The sequence below is a fragment of the Methylotuvimicrobium buryatense genome (genome assembly GCF_005931095.1).
Classification (GTDB): domain Bacteria; phylum Pseudomonadota; class Gammaproteobacteria; order Methylococcales; family Methylomonadaceae; genus Methylotuvimicrobium; species Methylotuvimicrobium buryatense.
On the sequence record NZ_CP035467.1, the window covers coordinates 910613 to 931271 of the forward strand.

The 20659-nt window shown below is 45.8% G+C and carries 23 protein-coding genes; 21 read left to right on the plus strand and 2 right to left on the minus strand.

Annotated features, from left to right (window positions below; genetic code table 11):
• The first annotated feature begins 2 nt into the window (after positions 1–2).
• The 19 genes from EQU24_RS04350 (at position 3) to EQU24_RS04440 (ending at position 14065) form a co-directional block, all read left to right on the plus strand.
• Positions 3–707, plus strand: a complete 705-nt coding sequence (locus tag EQU24_RS04350; RefSeq protein ID WP_174888151.1) for a class I SAM-dependent methyltransferase — start codon at positions 3–5, stop codon at positions 705–707.
• Positions 708–722: 15 nt separating this feature from the next.
• On the plus strand, positions 723–1343 hold the full coding sequence (locus tag EQU24_RS04355) for a hypothetical protein (protein ID WP_017840673.1): 621 nt from the start codon (positions 723–725) through the stop codon (positions 1341–1343).
• Positions 1344–1819: 476 nt separating this feature from the next.
• Positions 1820–2410 carry an ABC transporter permease gene (locus EQU24_RS04360; protein ID WP_026130163.1) on the plus strand — a complete coding sequence of 197 codons (591 nt, stop codon included), beginning with the start codon at positions 1820–1822 and terminating at the stop codon, positions 2408–2410.
• Positions 2373–2669, plus strand: coding sequence for a hypothetical protein (locus EQU24_RS04365; RefSeq protein WP_138767080.1), 297 nt, complete (start codon positions 2373–2375; stop codon positions 2667–2669). Before EQU24_RS04360 ends, EQU24_RS04365 begins: the two co-directional genes overlap by 38 nt.
• A gap of 4 nt (positions 2670–2673) precedes the next feature.
• Entirely contained in the window at positions 2674–3024 is a 351-nt protein-coding gene (locus tag EQU24_RS04370; protein WP_017840672.1) for an ATP-binding cassette domain-containing protein, read from the plus strand.
• 53 nt (positions 3025–3077) lie between these two features.
• On the plus strand, positions 3078–3347 hold the full coding sequence (locus EQU24_RS04375; protein ID WP_017840671.1) for a hypothetical protein: 270 nt from the start codon (positions 3078–3080) through the stop codon (positions 3345–3347).
• Positions 3347–3757 (plus strand): type II toxin-antitoxin system VapC family toxin, encoded by a 411-nt coding sequence (locus tag EQU24_RS04380; RefSeq protein WP_017840670.1) that lies wholly within the window; start codon positions 3347–3349, stop codon positions 3755–3757. The genes EQU24_RS04375 and EQU24_RS04380 overlap by 1 nt, the downstream gene beginning before the upstream one ends.
• A 12-nt stretch (positions 3758–3769) precedes the next feature.
• Positions 3770–3919, plus strand: coding sequence for a hypothetical protein (locus EQU24_RS22250; RefSeq protein WP_175421660.1), 150 nt, complete (start codon positions 3770–3772; stop codon positions 3917–3919).
• Positions 3907–4098 carry a hypothetical protein gene (locus tag EQU24_RS22255; RefSeq protein ID WP_017840669.1) on the plus strand — a complete coding sequence of 64 codons (192 nt, stop codon included), beginning with the start codon at positions 3907–3909 and terminating at the stop codon, positions 4096–4098. The genes EQU24_RS22250 and EQU24_RS22255 overlap by 13 nt, the downstream gene beginning before the upstream one ends.
• 271 nt (positions 4099–4369) lie before the next feature.
• The gene (locus tag EQU24_RS04395) at positions 4370–4654 is read left to right on the plus strand and encodes a DUF2442 domain-containing protein (protein WP_017840667.1); all 285 of its coding nucleotides are present in this window, start codon (positions 4370–4372) and stop codon (positions 4652–4654) included.
• Positions 4655–4782: 128 nt separating this feature from the next.
• Entirely contained in the window at positions 4783–4971 is a 189-nt protein-coding gene (locus EQU24_RS04400) for a hypothetical protein (RefSeq protein ID WP_017840666.1), read from the plus strand.
• 14 nt (positions 4972–4985) lie between these two features.
• The gene (locus EQU24_RS04405; RefSeq protein WP_017840665.1) at positions 4986–5948 is read left to right on the plus strand and encodes a Gfo/Idh/MocA family oxidoreductase; all 963 of its coding nucleotides are present in this window, start codon (positions 4986–4988) and stop codon (positions 5946–5948) included.
• Positions 5945–6526 carry an acyltransferase gene (locus EQU24_RS04410; protein ID WP_017840664.1) on the plus strand — a complete coding sequence of 194 codons (582 nt, stop codon included), beginning with the start codon at positions 5945–5947 and terminating at the stop codon, positions 6524–6526. Before EQU24_RS04405 ends, EQU24_RS04410 begins: the two co-directional genes overlap by 4 nt.
• Before the next feature lie 252 nt (positions 6527–6778).
• The gene (locus tag EQU24_RS04415; RefSeq protein WP_017840663.1) at positions 6779–7669 is read left to right on the plus strand and encodes a hypothetical protein; all 891 of its coding nucleotides are present in this window, start codon (positions 6779–6781) and stop codon (positions 7667–7669) included.
• Between the two features lie 22 nt (positions 7670–7691).
• Positions 7692–8726 carry a hypothetical protein gene (locus tag EQU24_RS04420; protein ID WP_040575320.1) on the plus strand — a complete coding sequence of 345 codons (1035 nt, stop codon included), beginning with the start codon at positions 7692–7694 and terminating at the stop codon, positions 8724–8726.
• Complete coding sequence (locus tag EQU24_RS04425; protein ID WP_017840661.1) at positions 8726–9922, plus strand: glycosyltransferase; 1197 nt, start codon at positions 8726–8728, stop codon at positions 9920–9922. The genes EQU24_RS04420 and EQU24_RS04425 overlap by 1 nt, the downstream gene beginning before the upstream one ends.
• On the plus strand, positions 9919–11238 hold the full coding sequence (locus EQU24_RS04430; RefSeq protein ID WP_017840660.1) for a flippase: 1320 nt from the start codon (positions 9919–9921) through the stop codon (positions 11236–11238). The genes EQU24_RS04425 and EQU24_RS04430 overlap by 4 nt, the downstream gene beginning before the upstream one ends.
• A 406-nt stretch (positions 11239–11644) precedes the next feature.
• Complete coding sequence (locus EQU24_RS04435) at positions 11645–12790, plus strand: glycosyltransferase (protein ID WP_017840658.1); 1146 nt, start codon at positions 11645–11647, stop codon at positions 12788–12790.
• A gap of 117 nt (positions 12791–12907) precedes the next feature.
• Complete coding sequence (locus EQU24_RS04440) at positions 12908–14065, plus strand: glycosyltransferase (protein WP_138767081.1); 1158 nt, start codon at positions 12908–12910, stop codon at positions 14063–14065.
• 153 nt (positions 14066–14218) lie between these two features.
• Here the strand turns inward: EQU24_RS04440 and EQU24_RS04445 are convergent, their stop codons facing one another.
• Together EQU24_RS04445 and EQU24_RS04450 are read right to left on the minus strand one after the other, a co-directional pair.
• Entirely contained in the window at positions 14219–15004 is a 786-nt protein-coding gene (locus EQU24_RS04445; RefSeq protein ID WP_017840656.1) for a class I SAM-dependent methyltransferase, read from the minus strand.
• A 39-nt stretch (positions 15005–15043) separates the two neighbouring features.
• Positions 15044–16066, minus strand: a complete 1023-nt coding sequence (locus tag EQU24_RS04450) for a glycosyltransferase family 4 protein (RefSeq protein ID WP_017840655.1) — start codon at positions 16064–16066, stop codon at positions 15044–15046.
• Between the two features lie 620 nt (positions 16067–16686).
• On the opposite strand from EQU24_RS04450, the gene EQU24_RS04455 reads away from it, so the two are divergent.
• Both EQU24_RS04455 and EQU24_RS04460 read left to right on the plus strand, forming a co-directional pair.
• Positions 16687–17673, plus strand: a complete 987-nt coding sequence (locus tag EQU24_RS04455) for an Rpn family recombination-promoting nuclease/putative transposase (protein WP_026130160.1) — start codon at positions 16687–16689, stop codon at positions 17671–17673.
• Positions 17674–19102: 1429 nt separating this feature from the next.
• On the plus strand, positions 19103–20599 hold the full coding sequence (locus EQU24_RS04460) for a hypothetical protein (protein WP_017840652.1): 1497 nt from the start codon (positions 19103–19105) through the stop codon (positions 20597–20599).
• Positions 20600–20659: the final 60 nt, after the last annotated feature.

Genomic DNA, 20659 nt, shown 5'->3' on the forward strand with positions numbered 1-20659 from the left:
AAATGAACTCAAATCAGTCAATCAATAAGGGCTTCGCTGCCGATCATGCCCGCCGGGCAAAAGCCCTAAAAATACTCAAAGTTATCGAGGATGCGGGGAAGGCAGGTAACACATCGCTCAAGTTGCTCGATATCGGTAACGCAGCAATTTCCAGTTTAAGCAGTTTCGCCGATTTTAGGGTGTGGGGTATGCCTGCCGAGGAACGCCGTAAACCCATCCATGGGGGCTTGGCGGCAGCTCCCTGCTGCCGACATCCTCGCCAAGCATACCCCACACCCTTTTTGATCTCCAAATTGGGAATTGCTGCCGGTAACGGTTCAATTGCTTTTTATCTTGCGCAATATTTCGATGTAACGAGTGTGGATTTTGTCGATCAACGTAGCGAAAGCGAAGGTTATTCGTTTTGCCCTTTAGACGGTGAGAGGTTGCCGTTTGACGCACAGAGCTTCGATATCGTGATCAGCAACCATGTCATTGAACATGTAGCGGACGCGGATGTTCATTTAGCAGAAATCGGGCGCGTTTTAAAACCGGACGGATTGGTTTATTTGGCGACCCCGAACCGCCTTTGGCCCTGGGAAGTGCATTATCGCGTACTGTTGTTACAATATCTACCGCAGGAACTCCGCGATATGTTGGGTTACAACTATTGCCTAATCCGACTTGCTCTACATCGAGCAGAGACCACGCCAAATAATAAGCAATGATGGAGGACTGCTGAAATGGGTATGTTTGATTCGCTCAACATCGAACTGGATGGCCGGGAATTGGAAATCCAGACTAAACGTTTCGACTGTATATTGGAGACCTATCGTCCGGGTGACTGTATCGCCGGCGCAACTTCGGGAATCGCGGTCTATTTCGATATTTTACATCTCGATACCGATGGCAAACTGGTTTATAGCGCGGACGGCGTGCGAGTGCGCACTTTTACCTTATTCGTCGTTATTGCGCATGGCGTGTTTGTGACCTATCGATTGTACGATGGCGAGTCGACACCTGAAGCGATAGCGCAGAAGGTGCGGCAATTGCGGGAGGAATGGCTCGATTCGTCTCGCCTGCAAAGTGTTCTGGTGGAAGCGCTGCAGACCAAACAGCAGCAGATTCGGTTAATGCAAACGCGGCTCAATCGCGCGGTAGCGGTTATCGATAGTGCTCGGCGATTACGGACAGGTGATCCGCTTGACGGTATTTTCGATCGATTTCGCGAGGAGACGCAACGATTGACTAAGGGTGAGGACCCGCTGGAGGTGGTGGCCTGGGTATTGATGAATGAAGAGGCCGACTCCGGTTTATTTCGCGATAACGCCCGTTCCGATCCATTAGCCGAATATCGACTCTGAACCTCGGCAAGTTAAAACGATGGGTTTCGGCTTCCGCCTCTACCCATCCTACGCAAGAGTCTTAATGTCGCGATACAGACGTAGGATGGGTAGGAACGAAGCGGAAACCCATCATGGGACACGGCAAGTGGCAGGAAGCGTTGCGGACGAGTTTGTAAACCCTGCCGGCGGTTAAACCTGTATCTGCGTTCTCTCAAGTGCAATGACTATATAAACGCTTTGTGCCGAGACACCGGGTCTGTTCTAATCGGCGTATGGTGTTCTAACAAAGACCCTAGGTACCAGAAGGAAATGCGGGTTTTAGTCGTCAAAGACTGCTGGGGTTATTTTACTATCCTTCTGCGGGACGGGTTATTTAACCCGTCCCCAACGTTTCGGTTTGCCCTAAACGTTTTGACTTCGGCCAAAGTCAAAACGTTTAGAACGGGGTTGCAAACCTCGTCCTGCTAGGCTATACATCCTTTAATTCATAACGCATGAAAATACAAAGCAATAACACCAAAATCTATATGGCTCGACGAAACGGGCATAAAACCCGGATCTGGCAGGAGATGTTCACAGACTTGATTGCCAGTCGAGAATTGATCTGGCGATTGATCATTAGGGACTTTTCGGTCCGCTATCGTCAATCGATGCTGGGTTATGTTTGGGCGGTTCTGCCGCAAATCGTCACAGTCGCCATTTTCACTTTTTTATCAAGGCACCGCGTATTCGACATGGGGCCGACCGATCTGCCCTACGTTATTCATGCTTTATGGAGCATTTCCGTCTGGCAACTATTCGCCGGTTGCCTGATCGGTTGCACCAACAGTTTGGTCAATGCCGGGTCTTTGGTCACGAAAATCAACTTTCCCAAAGAAGCGCTGGTCTTTGCGGCCATGGGCCAAGCGTCGCTGGATTTCATGATACGTTTGATTCCGGTAACGGTGGTGTTCATCTGGTATGGTTTTGTACCTTCCTGGCACAGCGTCTTTATTCCCTTGATATTGATTGCGGTGTTGCTGATGGCCTTGGGGGGCCGGCTTTATCATGGCAATCATCAACTTGGTATTACGCGACATGGGTAACATGCTGAGCATGGTACTGACCTTCGGCATGTTTTTGGCGCCCATTCTCTATCCGCCCCCAGTCCGAGAACCTTTCACCATCGTTAATGTCGCCAACCCGTTTAGCCCGCTTTTGATTGCAACGCAAAACTTGTTAGCCGGTCACACTTTAATGCAGCCGGATTTGATAGCTTACATGGCGATCTTCAGTGTCGGTGTGTTTTTGCTAGGCTGGAGAACTTTTCATATCACCATGCCGAGAATTGCTGAACGAGCTTAAAATCATGTCGGATGAAGATTTAATCCAAGTCGAAAACGTCAGCAAAAAATTCTGCTGTTCGCTAAAACGGTCTATGCTTTTCGGTATCGAAAACATTACCCGCGATCTACTACACTTGCCTGATCGATCCGACAAACTACGCAAAGAGGAATTCTGGGCGGAGGACGAAGTATCCTTCGAAGTCAAACGCGGCGAATGCTTAGGCATTATCGGACGAAATGGCGCCGGAAAAAGTACGCTATTGAAAATGCTGAACGGCATCTTTATGCCCGACAAAGGCAAAATTACGATCAAAGGCAAAGTCGGTGCATTGATCGAAGTCGCTGCCGGACTTCACCCGATGTTGACTGGCTGAATGAGTTTTGTTGTCGGTGCTGCTATCCTTGATTGCTATTTAGGAACAAAGTCATGCTAAAAACCATACACGTTGAAATCGACCCAACCGGACATATACACGCCTTGGAGGCAATCCCATTCAAGTTAGAAGGCAAAGCCCTCCTCACCTTATTAGAAAGCGATACGAACGAACGCGAGGCGGTAACAGCCGAAATCAAAGGCAATGCTTCACGTGCCTTAAGACTTTTGGCATCACCCCGTTTTCAGCGTCGCCCAAAAGCCAATCCGGAAGAAGTACAACGACACATTAGCGCTATTCGAGACGAATGGAATAATGGCTGATGACTCGACTGGTTTATCTTGACACGTGTTGTGTCATTTACTTGCTGGAAGAAGTTCAACCATTCAGCGCGCTTATTCGACAGCATCTTGCAAATAACCTCGATGCCATTTTATGCGTATCCCCTTTGGTTCGTCTCGAATCCCTGGTAAAACCTTCGATTGACGGCAATCAAGCACTCGTTGAAGATTACGAAATCTTTTTAGCCGACCAGCAATGGCTAACCATTGATGACAACATATTTACCAGAGCGTTAAACCTGAGAATCAAACATAAAATAAAAACACCCGACGCGCTTCACTTGGCGACAGCTATCGAAAATCACTGTACGGAATTTTGGACCAATGACAGTCGCCTAAATGAAGCGGCTAAACATCTCGCCGTCAATCTATTTCAAACGCCGAGCCAATAACACGATAGTCCTATGTCAAACTCCGACGACTTACTAATCCAAGTCGAAAACGTCAGCAAAAAATTCTGCCGCTCGTTGAAGCGGTCTATGCTCTATGGCATCGAAGATATCAGCCGCGACCGGCAATCTCGATATACTCCGGCATCTCTATGCTCGACATAGGCAAAATCACGATAAAAGGCAAAGTCGGCGCATTGATCGAAGTCGGTGCCGGATTTCACCTGATACTGACCGGTCGAGAGAATGTCTACGTCAGCGGCGCCATTACCGGAATGAGCAATATGGCTAAAATAAACATTTCATCTAAACCATGCCAAAACTATACGAGTATTTCGGATTAATCGTGATGTTTTATGCAAACGAGCATGAACCTATCCATGTTCACGGCAAATGTCAGTGAAGCGAATCAAGAGCGGAAATCGTATTGATCAATGGCGTTGTTCACGAAATCAGCTATACCGCTGTTACTGGACGCCCACCACTTGAACCTAATGAAATGCGATTTTTTCAGGAGCTTGTTACCGTCAAAGCAGAAGAAATAGTCCAAAAATGGATAGACTTCTTTGTACTGTATAAGTCTATTACCTCTGAACGTATCACTCGGAGACTCAAATGAAAGACACCCCCATTAATATAATCTCCGCAACGCAAACCGGAGAATATCGTATTCGGCTCATTTTTGACGATAACACCAGTCAAGAAATCGACTTCAAATCATTTCTTGCCCGCTCGCATCACCCCGACATTCGCGCCTATTTGGAACCGAGCCATTTTGCAGATTTTAGAGTGGAATACGGTGAATTAATTTGGGGAGATTATGATCTGTGTTTTCCAGTTATCGACCTTTATCGGAATACGATCGAGCATTATCCTCCAACCACAACGGCTGCGGCATGATGCTTTACACTATGCGACCTCCATTTTCGATCTTTGACCTAATCCGAGGTCAAGATAAACAAAACATGCAAGTAAGCAAAAGTCGTTTCCGAAGCACCAACCTTTTTATTTCTTAAAGCTGCGTTGTAATGTCAAATTCAGACGACGTATTAATCAAAGTCGAAAACGTCAGCAAAAAATTCTGCCGTTCGCTGAAACGGTCTATGCTTTACGGCATCGAAGACATTAGCCGCGACTTGCTGCACCTGCCCGATAAAGCCGTAAACTTACGCAAAGACGAGATCCAGGTCTTGATCTGGATGTTTCGTATATTTTGAACTCGACAGTATCTATGAACCCAAACACTTTCGCCCTGATCGGCGCGGCCGGCTTTGTTGCACCGCGCCACATGAAAGCCATTCATGACACCGGTAACCGGCTAGTCGCCGCGCTCGACCCGAGCGACAGTGTCGGCATCATCGACAGTTATTTTCCGGAAGCCGACTTTTTTACTGAATTTGAACGTTTCGACCGTCATATCGACAAATTGCGCCGGCAGGGGCGTCCAGTCGATTACATCAGCATTTGTTCGCCCAATTATCTGCATGACGCTCATACTCGCTTTGCCCTCCGCAGCCAAGCGCACGCCATTTGCGAAAAACCCTTGGTGCTCAATCCCTGGAACATCGACGGACTTCAAGAAATGGAGCAAGAAACCGGGAAAAAAGTATTCAACATATTACAATTGCGTCTTCACCCGGCGATCATTCAACTCAAAGAACACATTCAGCAAGCGGACGACCGGATACACGACGTCGAAATTACCTACATTACCTCGCGCGGCAACTGGTATCATCGGAGCTGGAAAGGACAAGTCGAAAAATCGGGCGGCATCGCTACCAATATCGGCGTCCATTTTTTCGATATGCTGGCTTGGGTATTCGGCGATTGCATCAATAGCACGGTACACATTAATCAACACGAGCGTGCCGCCGGCTATTTGGAAATGAAAAACGCACGAGTACGCTGGTTTCTGTCTGTTAACGCGCAAGATCTCCCCCCGGCGCAACAAGACACGCGACAACGAACCTACCGGTCGATTACCGTCAACGACCGAGCTGTTGAATTTTCCGACGGTTTTACCGACCTGCACACGTTGAGCTATCAGGCAATTTTGGCTGGTCAAGGCTATGGTTTGGATGCGGCGCGTACTGCGGTGGAAATGGTCTATCGGATTCGTAATGAAAAACCGGCCGGCTTGCAAAGCGACTATCATCCTTTCTGTAATCGGATAGAGAGCAAACAAAGCAAATGAGCTATACCGCACATTTCAGCGCCATTATCGATGAAGGCGCGCAAATCGGCGAACAAACCCGCATTTGGCATTGGGTGCATGTTTGCGCCGGTGCCCGAATCGGAAAACACTGTTCGTTGGGGCAAAATGTTTATATCGGCAATCAAGCGGTTATCGGCGATTATGTCAAAATTCAAAACAACGTCAGCGTTTACGATGCGGTGACCTTGGAAGACGAGGTCTTCTGCGGCCCAAGCATGGTGTTTACTAATGTTTACAATCCTCGCTCTGCTGTGCCGCGCAAAAACGAATACCGTCCGACGCTCGTTAAACGCGGCGCCACCTTAGGCGCTAATTGCACTATCGTCTGCGGCGTGACCATCGGCGAGTTTGCCTTTATCGGTGCCGGTGCAGTGATCAACCGGGACGTAAAACCCTATGCCTTGATGGTCGGCGTACCGGCCCGGCAGATCGGCTGGATCAGCGAATATGGCGAAAGGCTCGATTTGCCCTTGCACGGTGAAGCAACGGCGGTTTGTCCGCACAGCGGTCAATGCTATCGATTGACGGCGGATTGGGTTGTGGTGGTAGAAACATGAGGGTTTAGTGAGGCGTTGTTGCATAAATATAGCATTTCTAAAACAATTAGTTGCAGGATTTTCCTGGCGTTGCTTCTCTGGTTTTTAGCTAGAATGATCAGCGGCATTCAAAGATTCACCTATAAATACCTCTAAACCAATGGTTTAAATTCAATATTTATGCGCCAACGCCATTTGGTGAATCAAAATACGAGGCTATTCGAAGGTGATTGGTTTAAGCTTGTTCCAAACTAGAAAAGTAAATGGAATTGAATGAAAAAAACATTAAAAATCCCAGACATTAAGAATCTACCGCAATCAAAAAGCATATTTTTTTTAGATTCTTTAAAAGAATTGGACAGTTATTTATCGAGCTTAACAATATATGAAACATTAATAATACATGGAAGCTTTGGCGATTTTTCGTTCACAGAGTATAGCGACCTTGAAATAACCATTGTTCTTGGAGATGTTTTTTGCATTAAAGAAAGTACAGTATCAAATCAATTAGTAGCCATAAATAAAATGGTTAATGAGCTAATTATAAAAGTTGACCCATTGCAACATCATGGTGCATTTTTTATAAATAAATATGATATCTCAAATTATAATGAATCAATCTTGCCACTTTGCGCATATGATAACTGCTGGTCACTAACGAGCAAAGAAATGGAATTTACTATTTCGAATTCAGTAGATGATACAAAAATTGTCAGCCGAAAACATTTAGAACTCACTCTTGATCGACTCAGAAATCCGGAGTTATTTTTTCGATACGGCATTGGAATGTATTCCATTAAGCAACTGTTGAGCAACTTTTTAATGGTGCCGGTTTACTATTATCAATCAAAAGGGGTGTTGTTGAATAAGAAGCAAGCCATACACCGTTTTAGTGAAGATTTTCATGAGATATTTAATTCGACCCTATCGATTGCAACATACCTTCGAAATACCTGGCCAGTTTCCCCTAACTGGATAAAGCTTTTACGAAACCACACCATATACGAAAAAATACCACAAAACAAAGTCGACTTGATCTTAATAAATCTTTATAAAAATAAAAAAATATCAGATATATGTATTAATGATTTTTTAATTCATATGAAAAAATTCTTATCTAATTTTCAGGTAGTTCTTGATGAAACTCGTAAACTGGCCGACTAGAATAAGTAAAAACTCATACGCTATGGCGTTAGAGATTTATCTGGCGCGGGTTCAAAATAATGATAGTGTCAGGACTGTCGCCACTATGGGCAGCATTGGCGCTCCGGGATTATCCGATCTTGATCTGATTGTCATTACAGAGGACTCCAATCTTGGAGGTAAACAATCTAATTTGAGTGTTAAAGGTATTAACGATGGTGTTTTTTTGCACGGTCCGGTGATATTGCCTATTTCAATGAAAAATGAAATCCAATTTATAATATATGCCAGCAACATTGATATTATTTTTGGTAATGATAGGCCGCCTTCTTTTGATGAGTTGACAAAAGAAGAAAAGATCGGACTGAGTGTGTGTTACCTTCTTGACTTCACGCAATCAAGAATGCTTCAGTATTGGACAGCGGAAAAAAACGGAGAATTAGATGTCCGAGCTTGGGCAACCAGAACGTGGTCTGTTTTTCATAGCATTAATTTGCTGAAGAATTTAGACATCGAACTCAAGGAAAATTGTATAGAACTTTTGGATATCGTGAAATTACCAAGAGATTTATGGTGCAATGGTGAAGTGTTTAGCCCTAAACATATTGTAGATGCTTTTGAAGCATCAAAAGCAATAAACGATGTCATATTCTTGTCCGTTTTAAAAAAATTTTACGAACTCCCCAGCGATCCACCAAAATCGATACGCGGCTACCGCTCTGATTATTATTTCGAGCATGAAGATGTTAAACCAATTACTATATCTCGTCATATAAAGCTTGGAGGAAGGCGATTCGATATAAGTGCAATGAAGATGCCAGCAAGATATTATAGCCACCTTTGTACCTATAGAAGCGCCATTCGGAATTCATCAGATATTGACAGGATTGATCGTAGTTTTATCGGAGTCGCTTCGAATAGAGCTCGGATAATTAAGGCGCATCAGGAATGGGTACTAAAACATGTTCCGCATTCTGATTCGATGACTGGCTATTTAGCCCTATCCAAACCAAAGAACCTGACGCCCAGGAGTATCGTGAGGGATTTATTTCAGAGTATTATGAAAATCGGACTTTGATGCACATCCTCATCATCCCATCGTGGTACCCTGCTCATCACAACGATATCAACGGCGTGTTTTTCCGCGAGCAGGCCCTTGCGCTTGTCAATCACGGATTTAAAGCGGGTGTAATTTACCCGAAGCTTGATCCATTAAAAAAATGGAAGAAAATCTTTACCGGCAAATACGGAATCGAGCAGGAGATCGACCTGGGTTTGCCAACGCTACGCGCTTATGGCCTGGCGTGGTTGCCTTTAATTCCCGGCGGCAAGCGTTGGCTGTGGCTGCGTCAAGGAAGAGCACTGTTTGATCGTTATATTGAACAATACGGTACTCCAGACGTCATTCATGTACATTCTATGCTCAATGCGGGCATTCTGGCTTTTGAAATCAAACGAAATTATGGCATTCCCTATATCGTGACTGAGCATGCAAGTTGGTATGCGCGTGACTTGTTAACGCCTGAACAGCTCAAGATATCCTCGGTTGTGGCCCGTGATGCCTATCGGCGTATCGCTGTGAGTCAAACTTTTTGCGCGCTTTTGGAAAACAGACTGAGTTTGGAGAACGGCGACTGGCAAGAAATCCCGAATATTGTCGACGCACGGTTTCTTCAACGACCTCTTACGGTGCAAAAAAAAACCGGAGATTGTTTTCGTTTCATAAGTATCGCAATTCTAAAAGAAAACAAGAAAATTGATAACCTCATCATGGCTTTCGCAAACGCTTTCCGTGGTGTTCCTCTTGTGACCTTGGATATTGGTGGCGACGGACCTGAGCGCGAATCTCTCGAGGCGCTTGCCAAACATCTTGGAATAGGTCGTCGCGTGCGTTTTTTAGGAGCCTTAACGCGAGATCAAGTCGCAGACGCAATCGCGGCTTCGGATGTGTTTGTGTTGTCTAGTCGCCAAGAGACCTTTGGTGTTGTCGTTATCGAAGCATTGGCACTAGGCAAGCCTGTTATCGCGACTCGCTGCGGCGGTCCGGAGTCGATCATTCGACCGAAAGAGGGTGTGCTGGTAGCTAATGACAACGTCGCGGCATTGGCGGAAGCCATGCAGCGATTACGGTCGGTTTTCCATGATTTTAGCCCTGGAATCATTCGCGAAGGATGCCGGTCGCGTTACAGCGAACAAGCAGTTATAGAGCGACTGAGTCAGGTCTATCATGACGCGCTTTCAAAATCTAGTAATTCGAAAATAGCCAGTCAATGAAAGACATAGGATTAAGAAAGCTAACGTTCAACATCGGAGCGACCTTTTTTCGACAAATAATTGCCGCCTTGCTAAATCTTATGACTGTTGTATTTATTGCTCGTGTCTATGGGCCCGAAGGCAATGGCGCGTTTGCGATTGCGCTGTTGCTACCATCGCTTTTAGTAAGTTTTCTCAATCTGGGAGTGGCCTCGGCAAACGTCTATTATTTGGGATCTCAACAGCTTACCGTTCGTCAATGCATAAGCGCAAATTTGCGTATCTTTGCTGTGTTGAGTTTGCTTGGATTAGTGGTTGGTTCGTTTATGATTTACCGGAAAAATGAAGCGCTCTTTCCCGGCATCGATCCGTTTATTCTCTGGTTGGCATTGGCTGTTTTTCCTATAGCACTGCTGAATAGTTATTTGCTAAGCGTGTTTCAGGGCTTGCAACGCTTTGGTCCTTATAACCTATTGGGAATTATTCAACCAGCCGTTCTGCTTTTTTTAGTTGGAGGATTGATTGTTAGCGGCAACCGTTTCATTTCGTTGTTGATGGCCGCGCAAGTTGTTTCGCAAGTTGTCGTTTTAATATTTACGGCCTTTTGGCTCGGGCCATTGGTTGAAAAAAGAGTCACTGATGACCTTCCGGGAAGCGTTATCCGTAAAACCATTCGTTATGGCTGGAAAGCGCACTTGAGTAATATCCTTGCTTTTGTAAATTACAAAGCCGATGTTTTCCTGGCTAATTTTTTTTTAGGACCCGGCGCCGTTGGCATTTATGTAATCGCTGTTGCTTTGGCGGAAAAGCTTTGGCTTATCTCGCAGGCAGTGAGTACGGTATTGTTACCTAAACTGACAGAACTTTCATCGAATGAAGATAGGCGAATCAAACTGACGCCTTTCATTACTCGTTGGGTCTTGCTTGCCACGCTAACCGGAGCTATTGGTGTCGCAATATTGGCTGATTGGTTAATAAGAACTTTTTTTGGTGCGGATTATGTTAAGGCGCTCATCCCGCTTTGGGTATTGCTGCCCGGTATTGTAATGACATCTGCGTCGCGTATTCTTGCCAATGACATTGCAGCGCGCGGCAGGCCGGAATTGAATATGTATACATCCATTTTTGTCGTAATCATTAATATCATTGGAAATCTATTACTCATTCCGCCTTATGGTTTATTTGGCGCAGCACTTGCCACGACACTGGCCTATACGGTTAACCTAATGCTACGTCTTATGATCTATGGCCGCTTTTCAGGCAATCGTTGGTTTGATTCGATAATAATCAAGCCTGCGGATATCCTTTATATCCGAAACGGTATTCGGGGATTATGATCGATTTTGTTCAGATCATTGTTGCTATTGTTTTACTACGATGTGCCATTGTTTTGGCCGGGATTGTCGCTGCGGCGGGTGTTGGAGGCGTAAGGCGTCGAGTAGAATCAGCCAATCTAGCGGGCGTCAGTGCATTTGCTCTGGGAAATACACGTCGCCACTCGGCAATTCTGCCTTTATGACTTGCGCCAACGTTACCCGCTACGCATGCGGACGCTTTCTCTGATCAAGCGCGCAAGAGTGTTCGCGAATGCCGAAATGGGTGCGTTCGATTTCAGCAGCGAAACGTTACAGAGCGATTGTGGTCCTGCGTGCCGCTACTCCGTGTCATCGCCCGAGTTGGATCGTTTCGGACGGTGTGGCAGCGCAGTGAGTGTAGTAGACTTCAGTTAAAGGAAAAAGCGGAATGAGCCTCAAAATTTGTTATCTCGCGGCTATCGATCGGCGTAAGGATGTTGGGGTTGTTACTAAAATCGAATCCACGATGCAGGCGTTGACGAGGAAAGGTTACCAGTGCGAGATTTTTTGGGGTACCGAAGACGGTTGGCGCGGTGTCATGCAGCTTCGAGAAAAATTACTGCGCCTGGATGCGGATTTGATCATTTTGCGTGGTTGCGGTTACTACTCGCTTATTCTGGTGACGGCGCTCATGGCCGCAAGAAAAAAAGGCGCGAAAGTTGTCATCGATATCCCGACACCCGTTGCAAATGGACTCTTCGAGATTTGGGGGCAAAGAACGTGTCTCGGCGGCGCTTTGATGCGCATGATCTTGTTGGTTTTAAGTCTGCCATGGTCGCATTGGGTTGCGCATCGGATTATTCAGTATGGACGCGAGCATCCTTGGTTTATGCTGGGATTAAAAGACAAAACAGTATTGGCGGGAAACGGTTTCGATACACAAGCGGTTTGCGTTAAAAATCATGCCGCTTATTCCGGCGACGAGTTGGTGCTGATTGGTGTCGCTAAACTTTTTTTTTGGCATGGCTTCGATCGCGTCATTAAAGGTATTGCCGCCTACGAAGCGGATCGTCAGGCAAGTCTGCATTCCGGTCCGATTGTCGTTTTCCGGATCGTCGGCGATGGGCCTGAAAAAGCGAAGTTGGAAGCGCTGGTCGATGAGGTGGCTGTTACTGATTATGTCCATTTCAACGGTTTTCAAGTCGGTGATAAGTTGATTGAGTTGTTTGTGAGTTCGCATGTAGGCGTGTCGCCTCTTGGCTGTCATCGAAAAAATCTTACCCTTGCATCGCCGCTAAAAACCCGTGAATATTTGGCAATGGGCTTGCCTGTGATTTTTTCTTATACGGACGTCGATATTGATGAGGGTGCGGCGTTTGTATTTAAAGCTGCGGCGGATGATTCGCCGTTATCTATACCGGACATGCTGACATGGTATGCCGGTTTGCGAAAAAATGGTTTTACTCCAAGTCATGCGCACGAGTTCGCCCGGCATTATCTCGATTTTTCGGTAAAGACATGGGTGTATGAAGAGCTATTAAATCCGCAAGAAACGAACCCGAACAAGCCGAAACCCGATCGTTTAATAGGCTAAAGCGTTCCGCGTAGCCCGTATGCAGCGAAGCGGAATACGGGAAGTTCGGTGCCCCGAAATTTTCGGATTCCGTTTGGTTGCATTCGGGCTATACCGATTTCGATCAACAATAATTCAATGATAGATTTAAATTCAATGTCCGTTGAACAAACAAATATAAGACTGGCCGTAATGATACCGACCTTGGCCGGCGGAGGAATGGAGCGCGTGCATATTTATTTGATTGAGGCATTTAGGCAAAAAGGGTTTGAGGTCGATTTATTGGTAAGTCAGTTCAAAGGCCCGCTATGTCGGGATCTGCCGGAATCAGTCCGCGTATTCGAACTGGCGCGACATAGTAGTTATTGGCTGCCTGTCGGTCTGTGGCGTTATCTCAGGCGGCGCAAACCGACGCATATTTTGGCGGCGCCGAATGATATTGCTTTGGTCGCGTTATGGGTGACTCGCCGGTTGCGTTTGACGACGCCGATTGTGATGAGCGTGCATAATCATATATCCACGCAGCAACAATTCACCGGAATTTTCAAGCGTTTGAAAGAACGCCTGGTGATGTCTCTTTTACGCCGATATTGTACGGATTTACGAGCCGTAATTGCTGTTTCCAAGGGCGTCGCACAGGATTTTAGCCGGTATTTGCCGGTTTCGCGTGAACGCCTTCATGTGGTTTACAATCCTGTCGTCACGCCGCAGACACAGGAGCTTTTAGCTGAAGATCTGCCTATTCAAGACATACCCGACGATCGGCCCTGGGTTGTTTTCGCCGGGCGATTCGTAAAATTAAAAGGCTTGGACATTTTGCTTCCCGCCTTCGCTCAGGTAGTCAAGCAGGTGCAAGCGCGCTTGGTGCTTTTGGGCGACGGGCCGTTAATATCAGTCATTGATAAGATGATTAGCGATTATGACTTGCATGCATGTGTTCATTGTCCGGGCTTTCAGGCTAATCCTTTGCCTTGGATGAATAAAGCGGCTGTCTTGGTTTTATCTTCCAGGACCGAAGGTTTACCCGGCGTGTTGATTGAGGCGATGGCGGCCGGTACCCAGATAGTCGCTACAGATTGCCCAAGCGGACCCGCCGAAATATTGGAAGAAGGGCGTTATGGGCAATTGGTGCCGGTAGGCGATATCGATGCGCTTGGTAATGCCATCGTAAAGAGTTTGAAAGGGGAGTTTTTTGTGCCTCCCGAGCAATTAAAAGCCCACGCCGAGGATTTTACGGTCGATAAAGCGGCAAATGCGTATTTGGAGTTGTTGCTGTCGGTACCGAATCATCAGTAGTCGAATTTAAAGTCCGTATGAACAAACGACTGGATTATGCGCATTACTCATAAATTACCGTATTAAAAATAACTTGAATCAAATTGATTTTTATTAGCTGTCGGTTGGTAAACGGAGTCGTTTCTTACGAAAATTTGGGAACATACCGAATATCTATGAGCCAAAATCAGCGCGCAATGACGAATTCTGTTTATTGTTGTCGGGCTCTAATACTAAAAGTTTAGATATAAATGAACTATAAAAGAACTTGGTTAACTTGAATGGGGCCATGGGCTGTAAAACTCTTAGATTATGCGAATATTTTAATCCATTTAGAAAATAGGCCTTTAGATCATGACGGTTTGCAATGGCGATAATTTCTTTTTCAGTGCGGTAAAATGTTCTTTTACGGAGATAGGCTAAATGGGCTTGTGCGCATTGTGTAGAAGACAGGTGTTCCGTTAGTGTTTGTCTAAACCCAAGTAAAATCCATAGTCGATGCCATCCTGTTGATCTAAAAGTGTTTCCAAAGGGAACATGGGTGTGGGTTTCCAGTAGTCTGAACTTGGGAGGAAAAATATGCACACTAATTGCGTCCGATTTCATTATTCGAGACAATTCGGAAAAAACTTCATCAAGTACTTCGACATGTTCTAGAACTTGGCTGCTGAATAAAAAGTCTACAGAGTCGTCTTGTATTGGCAAATGATAGGGACATATATTAATGGTATGAAAACAGCTCTGATGCTCGGGAGTGACACTTTTTTTGGCTATTTCGATTCTCTCAGGATCTATATCGAAACCAACAGTGTTACGGTAGCCTTTCTGAAGTAACAATTTTACTGTTTGGCCAGTGCCGCATCCAAAATCGATAATTGCATTATCGAAACTTGCTTTACGGCCAATATCATCAAGAATGGAAAAAATGTTTTGTATGTAATTTTGATGCTTAATGCTCAAAATGGCCCCCTTGATTATTTGGACGACACATGAAAACGGTCAAGAATTTTTCGATTTTTGTAAGACCTGCTCAAACAAAACAACATACTCTTCTATCATTCTATTCAGATTAAAATGTTGTTCTGCATGAGAGCGTGCATTCATGCTCATATTATTTAAAGCAATCGGGTCTTGAGTCAATTCATGTATTGCATTCACAAAGCCCATGACATCATCAACAGGGCAAAGACGACCGACATGATCCGATACTGCTTCAGGGAGTGAGGAGACATTGGCAGCTACCACAGGCGTGCCGCAAGCCATCGCTTCCATGACTGCTCTAGGCAAACCTTCGCCGCGCGACGGAAAAATCAACAAGTCTGCTTGTCGGTAAGCCTCGCGAACCTGTTCTTGGTTAAGGCGCCCGATAGGTAGCAAGTTAGGCGGGCTGTTGGTAAAGTTTTTAGCAAGGCGTAACCCTGATGTATAACGAAGCTCGTACCTGCTGCCGAGCACACGGGCAATTGGAGCCAGTAGATCTGTACCTTTACGAGCGGATAAGTTGCCCACATAAAGCAAGCGAACCGGGCGATTTAGCAACGGTTCTTTATTTGAGGGCGGTGGAGAAAAAAAGTCGGTGTCTATCGCATTAACGATGACGTGTGGTCGGGAGCACTGCAGAGTGCGAGCTAAAATATCCGCAGTGTAATGGCTAACGGCTACAACTGCATCGGCATGATTTAGACTTTGGCGCACGAAATGGCGTACGAGGTATTGGTGATAATAACGCTGTAGCTTACTTTTATAGGGCTCTAAAGCTGGGTCAAGTACAAACAGTCTATCCACAGTTACCATGCGGGCACCGTGGCGTATAAAAGCGAACCCATTCCAGCTGTTTGTTAAGACAATATCGGTATCGGCTGGTGGCGTTACTCGCTTGAGTAACCACGGAGCGAATTCAAAATAGCGATTGAATGACTGCTTTATTACCTCACACCCAAATTTTTTTAAGCCGGCTGCTAGATAGTGAGTTGAAATATCCGACCCGCTACCTGCGGCGATGTAAGGCATCCATATTTTCATTTTAATAGATCGATAATATTATTGGGTTAAATTGTAATTTATCGCACTTTTCGTATGTCTCTTCAATGTCTATTTTCAGTTGCTGCACCGGGTCGTTTTTGGTAGTACTGCGACGATGATGGCCGGAGTTTCGGTGAAATAGGGTTGATTTTTTAGATGATTGCTGAATTCTGTTTGTATAGATATTTTCGGCAATGCGGTTATGATTGCCTCTCCTTCCCTTCATGGTAGGGATATGACCGTCGATGAGTTTATGTTTGATCTCGGCAACCAAGAACTCTTCAACATTCAACGTAATGTCGTTTTTGTTTCGCTCACATAGAGCGGAATTGCACTAGATCGTTTTAGGTCGCTCCAGAGTAATCAAAAATAGAAAGTGGATGCAAGGGTATTCAATAGTGGCTATAGTTATGGCTGAAATCATTTCGCTTGAAATCGATAGTTAACGATAATTGAAGCGTTGACTCAAGCTATTGGATTCATGCACGATCAAAACTTTAAAAACCTGATTCTCGATTACCCCGTGCAAGCCTGATTGGCGGTGCTAGTTTTCTGAGTTCTCATTTATGCTTTTGGGTTATCAGCAATATATGTTACAGGTGAAATCCTATGCGAAAACCATGAGCACTAAAAAATCAATGAAGCACGACACCGGCTATAAATTGCTATTCAGTCACCCGCGCCTGGTCGAAGACTTAATCACCGGCTTCGTTCATCCCGACTGGCTGGACGCTATCGACTTTAAAACTCTGGAACCGTATAAATCCAGTTTTGTTACCGATGACTTACGCCAGCGTCACGATGACAGCATCTGGCGGCTGAAATTTAAAGACACCTGGCTGTATCTCTATTTGCTGCTGGAATTTCAATCCAGCGACGACTATTTTATGGCCAATCGCGTGATGACCTATATGGGCCTGCTCTATCAAGACATCATCCGCTCCCAGTCCCTGAAAAAAGGCGACAAACTGCCGCCGGTGATGCCCATCGTCATTTATAATGGTTCGTCGGACTGGACAGGCCCGGTAGCCATAGACGGCTTGATTGATTCGGTGCATCCCGCGTTAAGCGCTTACACGCCGCGCCTGAGTTATTTTTTATTGCAAGAAAAAGATACCCCGAAAGACTACAGCCAAAAGCATCCTAACAATCTGGTCGGGCATCTGATTGCCATGGAACATTGCCGCACGCCGGATGACATGCGGGCCTGTGTTCAGCGCTTGCACCAACAACTGAAAACGCCGCAATATCAAGACATTCGTCGAAGCTTTGCCATTTGGTTAAGTCGTCTATTGCGCGTAAAATTAAAACAAGACAGCATCCCTGAGTATCAAGAACTGAATGAGGTAGACGCCATGTTAGCTGAACAAATGACCGATTGGACCCTGCAATGGAAAAATGAAGGCATGAAGGAAGGTGAAAAAATAGGCGAGAAACGCGGCGTTCGAAAAGAAGCCGCTCACTTGTTGAGCATGCAAATTCGTTTGAAATACGGTGATTTGCCTGCGTGGGCCGAACAACGCATACAACAAGCCGACACTCGACAACTCGAAAAGTGGGCCGGGCGCATTTTTGCTGCCGATACTTTGGATGCATTGCTGCAATAATGCCGATTTTGTTTTTTACCGGTGTCAAGATAGTCGGCTTTTCCTCGTTCCCTCCGCGCCAGTGTGGGAATGCATGCCGGTCTTGCCTTAGTCCCTAGGATGCGGTGAAGCGCGAACCGCATGGTTCGTGATTGATGCGGTTCACGCTGTTCACCGCATCCTACATTCTCAAACAAGCGTTTCTGTAATGATTCACCCCCCCCCCTATAGTTCCCACGCAGAGCGTCACTGCCATTAAGTTAAGCCATCACAGAAATGAATAATGCTTGTATTCAGGCTCTAATGCACCTCAAAAGCTTGCCATCCATGGCACTGGATTTCGCCAGTCCATGGCGGAATGACCAGTTTCCGTTAACTTAATGGCAGTGACACCTAACGCTAGGTGATCCTTCAATTTATGTATAACGATGAGAGCTCCAGCTTGGGTAACCTGTTCGGGAAGCTCTAGCTTCCCGACAATCAAGAAAGAGTGAACGAGCGAGTCGGGGTTGATTGAGAGTGTGCGGCAGTTGTGTCGGCATAAGCACCAACTTAGTGCCTATACTATGGTGTATTTGTGGCTTTATTCGTCATAACGGCATGGATTGCCGATATCCAGGTTACATGAGTGTGAAGCTAAGCATCGCCATCCCTGGACCTGGATTCCGCCAATCCCTGGCGGAATGACGAGTTTTCTTTTGCGGGACGGGTTATTTAACCCGTCCCCAACGTTTCGGTTTGCCCTAAACATTTCGGCTAACTTCGGCCAAAGTCAAAACGTTTAGGACGGGGTTGCAAACCCCGTCCTGCTAGGGATATGCTGGTTTTTGGGCTTTAGCTGAAGAAACTTGCTAATCAGGTAACGGCATGGATTGCCGATATCCAGGTTGCATGAGTGTGAAGCTAAGCATTGCCATCCCTGGACCTGGATTCCGCCAATCCCTGGCGGAATGACGAGTTTTCCCTTAAGTTGGCGCTTATAGGTTGTGTCGGTCTCAGGAAGCTGGAGCTTCCTTTGCGGGACGGGTTATTTAACCCGTCCCCAACGTTTCGGTTTGCCCTAAACATTTCGGCTAACTTCGGCCAAAGTCAAAACGTTTAGGACGGGGTTGCAAACCCCGTTCTGCTAGGGGAAGCTGGAGCTTCCGGAGGTGGGCTTTCCCGATCTGGAGCTTGGGGAATAGCGTGATGCGGGTTGGCCGTTTTTAGCTTAACGCGCATGGCTTACGAAACCCGTCCTGCTAGGGATATGCTGGTCTTTGGGCTTTAGCCGAAGAAACTTGCTAATCAGGTTTTTTTATGATGTATTCGCGGGTACTTTCACAGCCTCTTTATTGATAGAAACGTAAAGAAGCGAGATACAAATCGGCTGTAAAATATCAACTTTCTTTCAATTTCATTCAAAAGCGCTAGAATTAACGCATTTGTCACAAAAGCATCATTATTTGTCATGACCCTGCCTTTTGAATTAAATCGTTCGTCCGTAAAACATTGGTTCAGTCAATTGAACTCGCCTGATGCGGTGGCGGTTGGTAGCGAAGTATTAAAGGTTTTGAATCTACTGGTCAAGCAAAGCGAGAAGCTCGATAGCGAGGAGCTGGCTCTAGTCGTCGATTTGTTCGATCCGGTGGTGGTTAAGATCGTTGAATTTTTAGAGCGGATTATTATACAAAAACCGGATCTTTATAAGCTGGCTCGGTTGTCTTCTCAGTTGATGGTATATCTGGCACAGTTGCATATTTTTTTAGCGCAAACCAATGCGGCCAATAAGGCTTTGCATGCTAACTATGCTTTGCAAATGCTTGGCTGGAGTAGTTTTCATCGCGCACTGAGTTATGAACGATTACCCGGTTCGTTTTGGCATGATATGGGGCTCGCCTATCAGCATGCTCAAGAGGCCGGGTTGGATACGTTGATTACGTCGGCTTTGCCGGTATTTCAGCCGTTGAATAGCGGTGCCAAGGCTTTGCGGCGCAATTTACTGTTTGTTATTTGTAATCCCTATCGTTTTAATCGTGATGAGATTCAGGCCTTATTTGCTTTTTGCACGCAAAAGCAAGCTTTATTGACGCTATTTGAGCATCAGACGGGTTTTTATTGGGACTATCAACGCGGTAAACCGCCCGAGCCTTTGGTTTTAAAGCCGGAAGGTCTGAAAGTGCTGACTTTCCATGTCGAAGCGTTGACTAAAGCCGTGCTGAATACGCAGGTGAGTTTGCCGGTTACTTATGGGGCCGCTCTCTTTAATACGTTGTCTAATTTTCAGCAATTGGTTCGTAGTACGGAACGCGTTTTACCCAAGTATTATGCTTTCGTTTCGGGCTATGAGCAGGCCGCATTGTTTTTGAATAAGCATATTCGCGGCGGCCGGGTTTCGTTAATCAATACGCCGAAGCCTGAAAAAATACTGGAGTATTTCGAATTGGCGGCCGACCCCGAGCCTGAAGAACAAGTTTTAAGCCGGATCAGCAATGATGAAATTTGGGGCAGACAAAAAAAGCAGGAAAAAGTCGAACTGCAATACGGTGCTATCAAAACGTTTAAAACCGGTTTGCCCGCGATTTATCTTGCGGAATACTTGAAGCTGCCTGTAGAAGGAAACAGCTTGCTGATTCTTTATGGTCAAAGCTTGCAGCCTTTGTTGGCGATTGCAAGACCAATTGTGTCGGTTAAAAAATCGCTATACCAGAGTGCTTTATTGGAATTGGTTTCTGAAAGCCCGTTTGCGGTTACCACCGCCGATTCATCGCCTGAGGAGATTTTTATAATGGAAAGTTACGAAGGGCATTATCAATGCTATCTTCCCTGGCATAAGAAGTTTAATTTGGGCACTGAGATTGCGTTGAAGGAGGGGCGTTTGGTGCTGTTGCGCTTGCTGGAAGAGACTGCGCAATATATGCGCTATCAGGTCAGGTTTGAAGCTGATGGTGGCGAGCTTGGCGGTTGATCCTTTTTAAGACATGTCGAAGTTCGAGTCGATAAGTTAAGCCGCCCATGGTTCGACAGG

Coding starts and splice junctions, on each gene's coding strand:
- EQU24_RS04395 (WP_017840667.1), top strand. CDS start 4,370: ATGAAAGACACCCCCATTAATATAATCTCCGCAACGCAAACCGGAGAA.
- EQU24_RS22255 (WP_017840669.1), top strand. CDS start 3,907: ATGCTCGACATAGGCAAAATCACGATAAAAGGCAAAGTCGGCGCATTG.
- EQU24_RS22250 (WP_175421660.1), top strand. CDS start 3,770: ATGTCAAACTCCGACGACTTACTAATCCAAGTCGAAAACGTCAGCAAA.
- EQU24_RS04420 (WP_040575320.1), top strand. CDS start 7,692: ATGGCGTTAGAGATTTATCTGGCGCGGGTTCAAAATAATGATAGTGTC.
- EQU24_RS04350 (WP_174888151.1), top strand. CDS start 3: ATGAACTCAAATCAGTCAATCAATAAGGGCTTCGCTGCCGATCATGCC.
- EQU24_RS04365 (WP_138767080.1), top strand. CDS start 2,373: ATGGCAATCATCAACTTGGTATTACGCGACATGGGTAACATGCTGAGC.
- EQU24_RS04435 (WP_017840658.1), top strand. CDS start 11,645: ATGAGCCTCAAAATTTGTTATCTCGCGGCTATCGATCGGCGTAAGGAT.
- EQU24_RS04370 (WP_017840672.1), top strand. CDS start 2,674: ATGTCGGATGAAGATTTAATCCAAGTCGAAAACGTCAGCAAAAAATTC.
- EQU24_RS04375 (WP_017840671.1), top strand. CDS start 3,078: ATGCTAAAAACCATACACGTTGAAATCGACCCAACCGGACATATACAC.
- EQU24_RS04400 (WP_017840666.1), top strand. CDS start 4,783: ATGTCAAATTCAGACGACGTATTAATCAAAGTCGAAAACGTCAGCAAA.
- EQU24_RS04415 (WP_017840663.1), top strand. CDS start 6,779: ATGAAAAAAACATTAAAAATCCCAGACATTAAGAATCTACCGCAATCA.
- EQU24_RS04430 (WP_017840660.1), top strand. CDS start 9,919: ATGAAAGACATAGGATTAAGAAAGCTAACGTTCAACATCGGAGCGACC.
- EQU24_RS04425 (WP_017840661.1), top strand. CDS start 8,726: ATGCACATCCTCATCATCCCATCGTGGTACCCTGCTCATCACAACGAT.
- EQU24_RS04440 (WP_138767081.1), top strand. CDS start 12,908: ATGATAGATTTAAATTCAATGTCCGTTGAACAAACAAATATAAGACTG.
- EQU24_RS04460 (WP_017840652.1), top strand. CDS start 19,103: ATGACCCTGCCTTTTGAATTAAATCGTTCGTCCGTAAAACATTGGTTC.
- EQU24_RS04405 (WP_017840665.1), top strand. CDS start 4,986: ATGAACCCAAACACTTTCGCCCTGATCGGCGCGGCCGGCTTTGTTGCA.
- EQU24_RS04380 (WP_017840670.1), top strand. CDS start 3,347: ATGACTCGACTGGTTTATCTTGACACGTGTTGTGTCATTTACTTGCTG.
- EQU24_RS04360 (WP_026130163.1), top strand. CDS start 1,820: ATGAAAATACAAAGCAATAACACCAAAATCTATATGGCTCGACGAAAC.
- EQU24_RS04410 (WP_017840664.1), top strand. CDS start 5,945: ATGAGCTATACCGCACATTTCAGCGCCATTATCGATGAAGGCGCGCAA.
- EQU24_RS04455 (WP_026130160.1), top strand. CDS start 16,687: ATGAGCACTAAAAAATCAATGAAGCACGACACCGGCTATAAATTGCTA.
- EQU24_RS04450 (WP_017840655.1), bottom strand. CDS start 16,066: ATGAAAATATGGATGCCTTACATCGCCGCAGGTAGCGGGTCGGATATT.
- EQU24_RS04355 (WP_017840673.1), top strand. CDS start 723: ATGGGTATGTTTGATTCGCTCAACATCGAACTGGATGGCCGGGAATTG.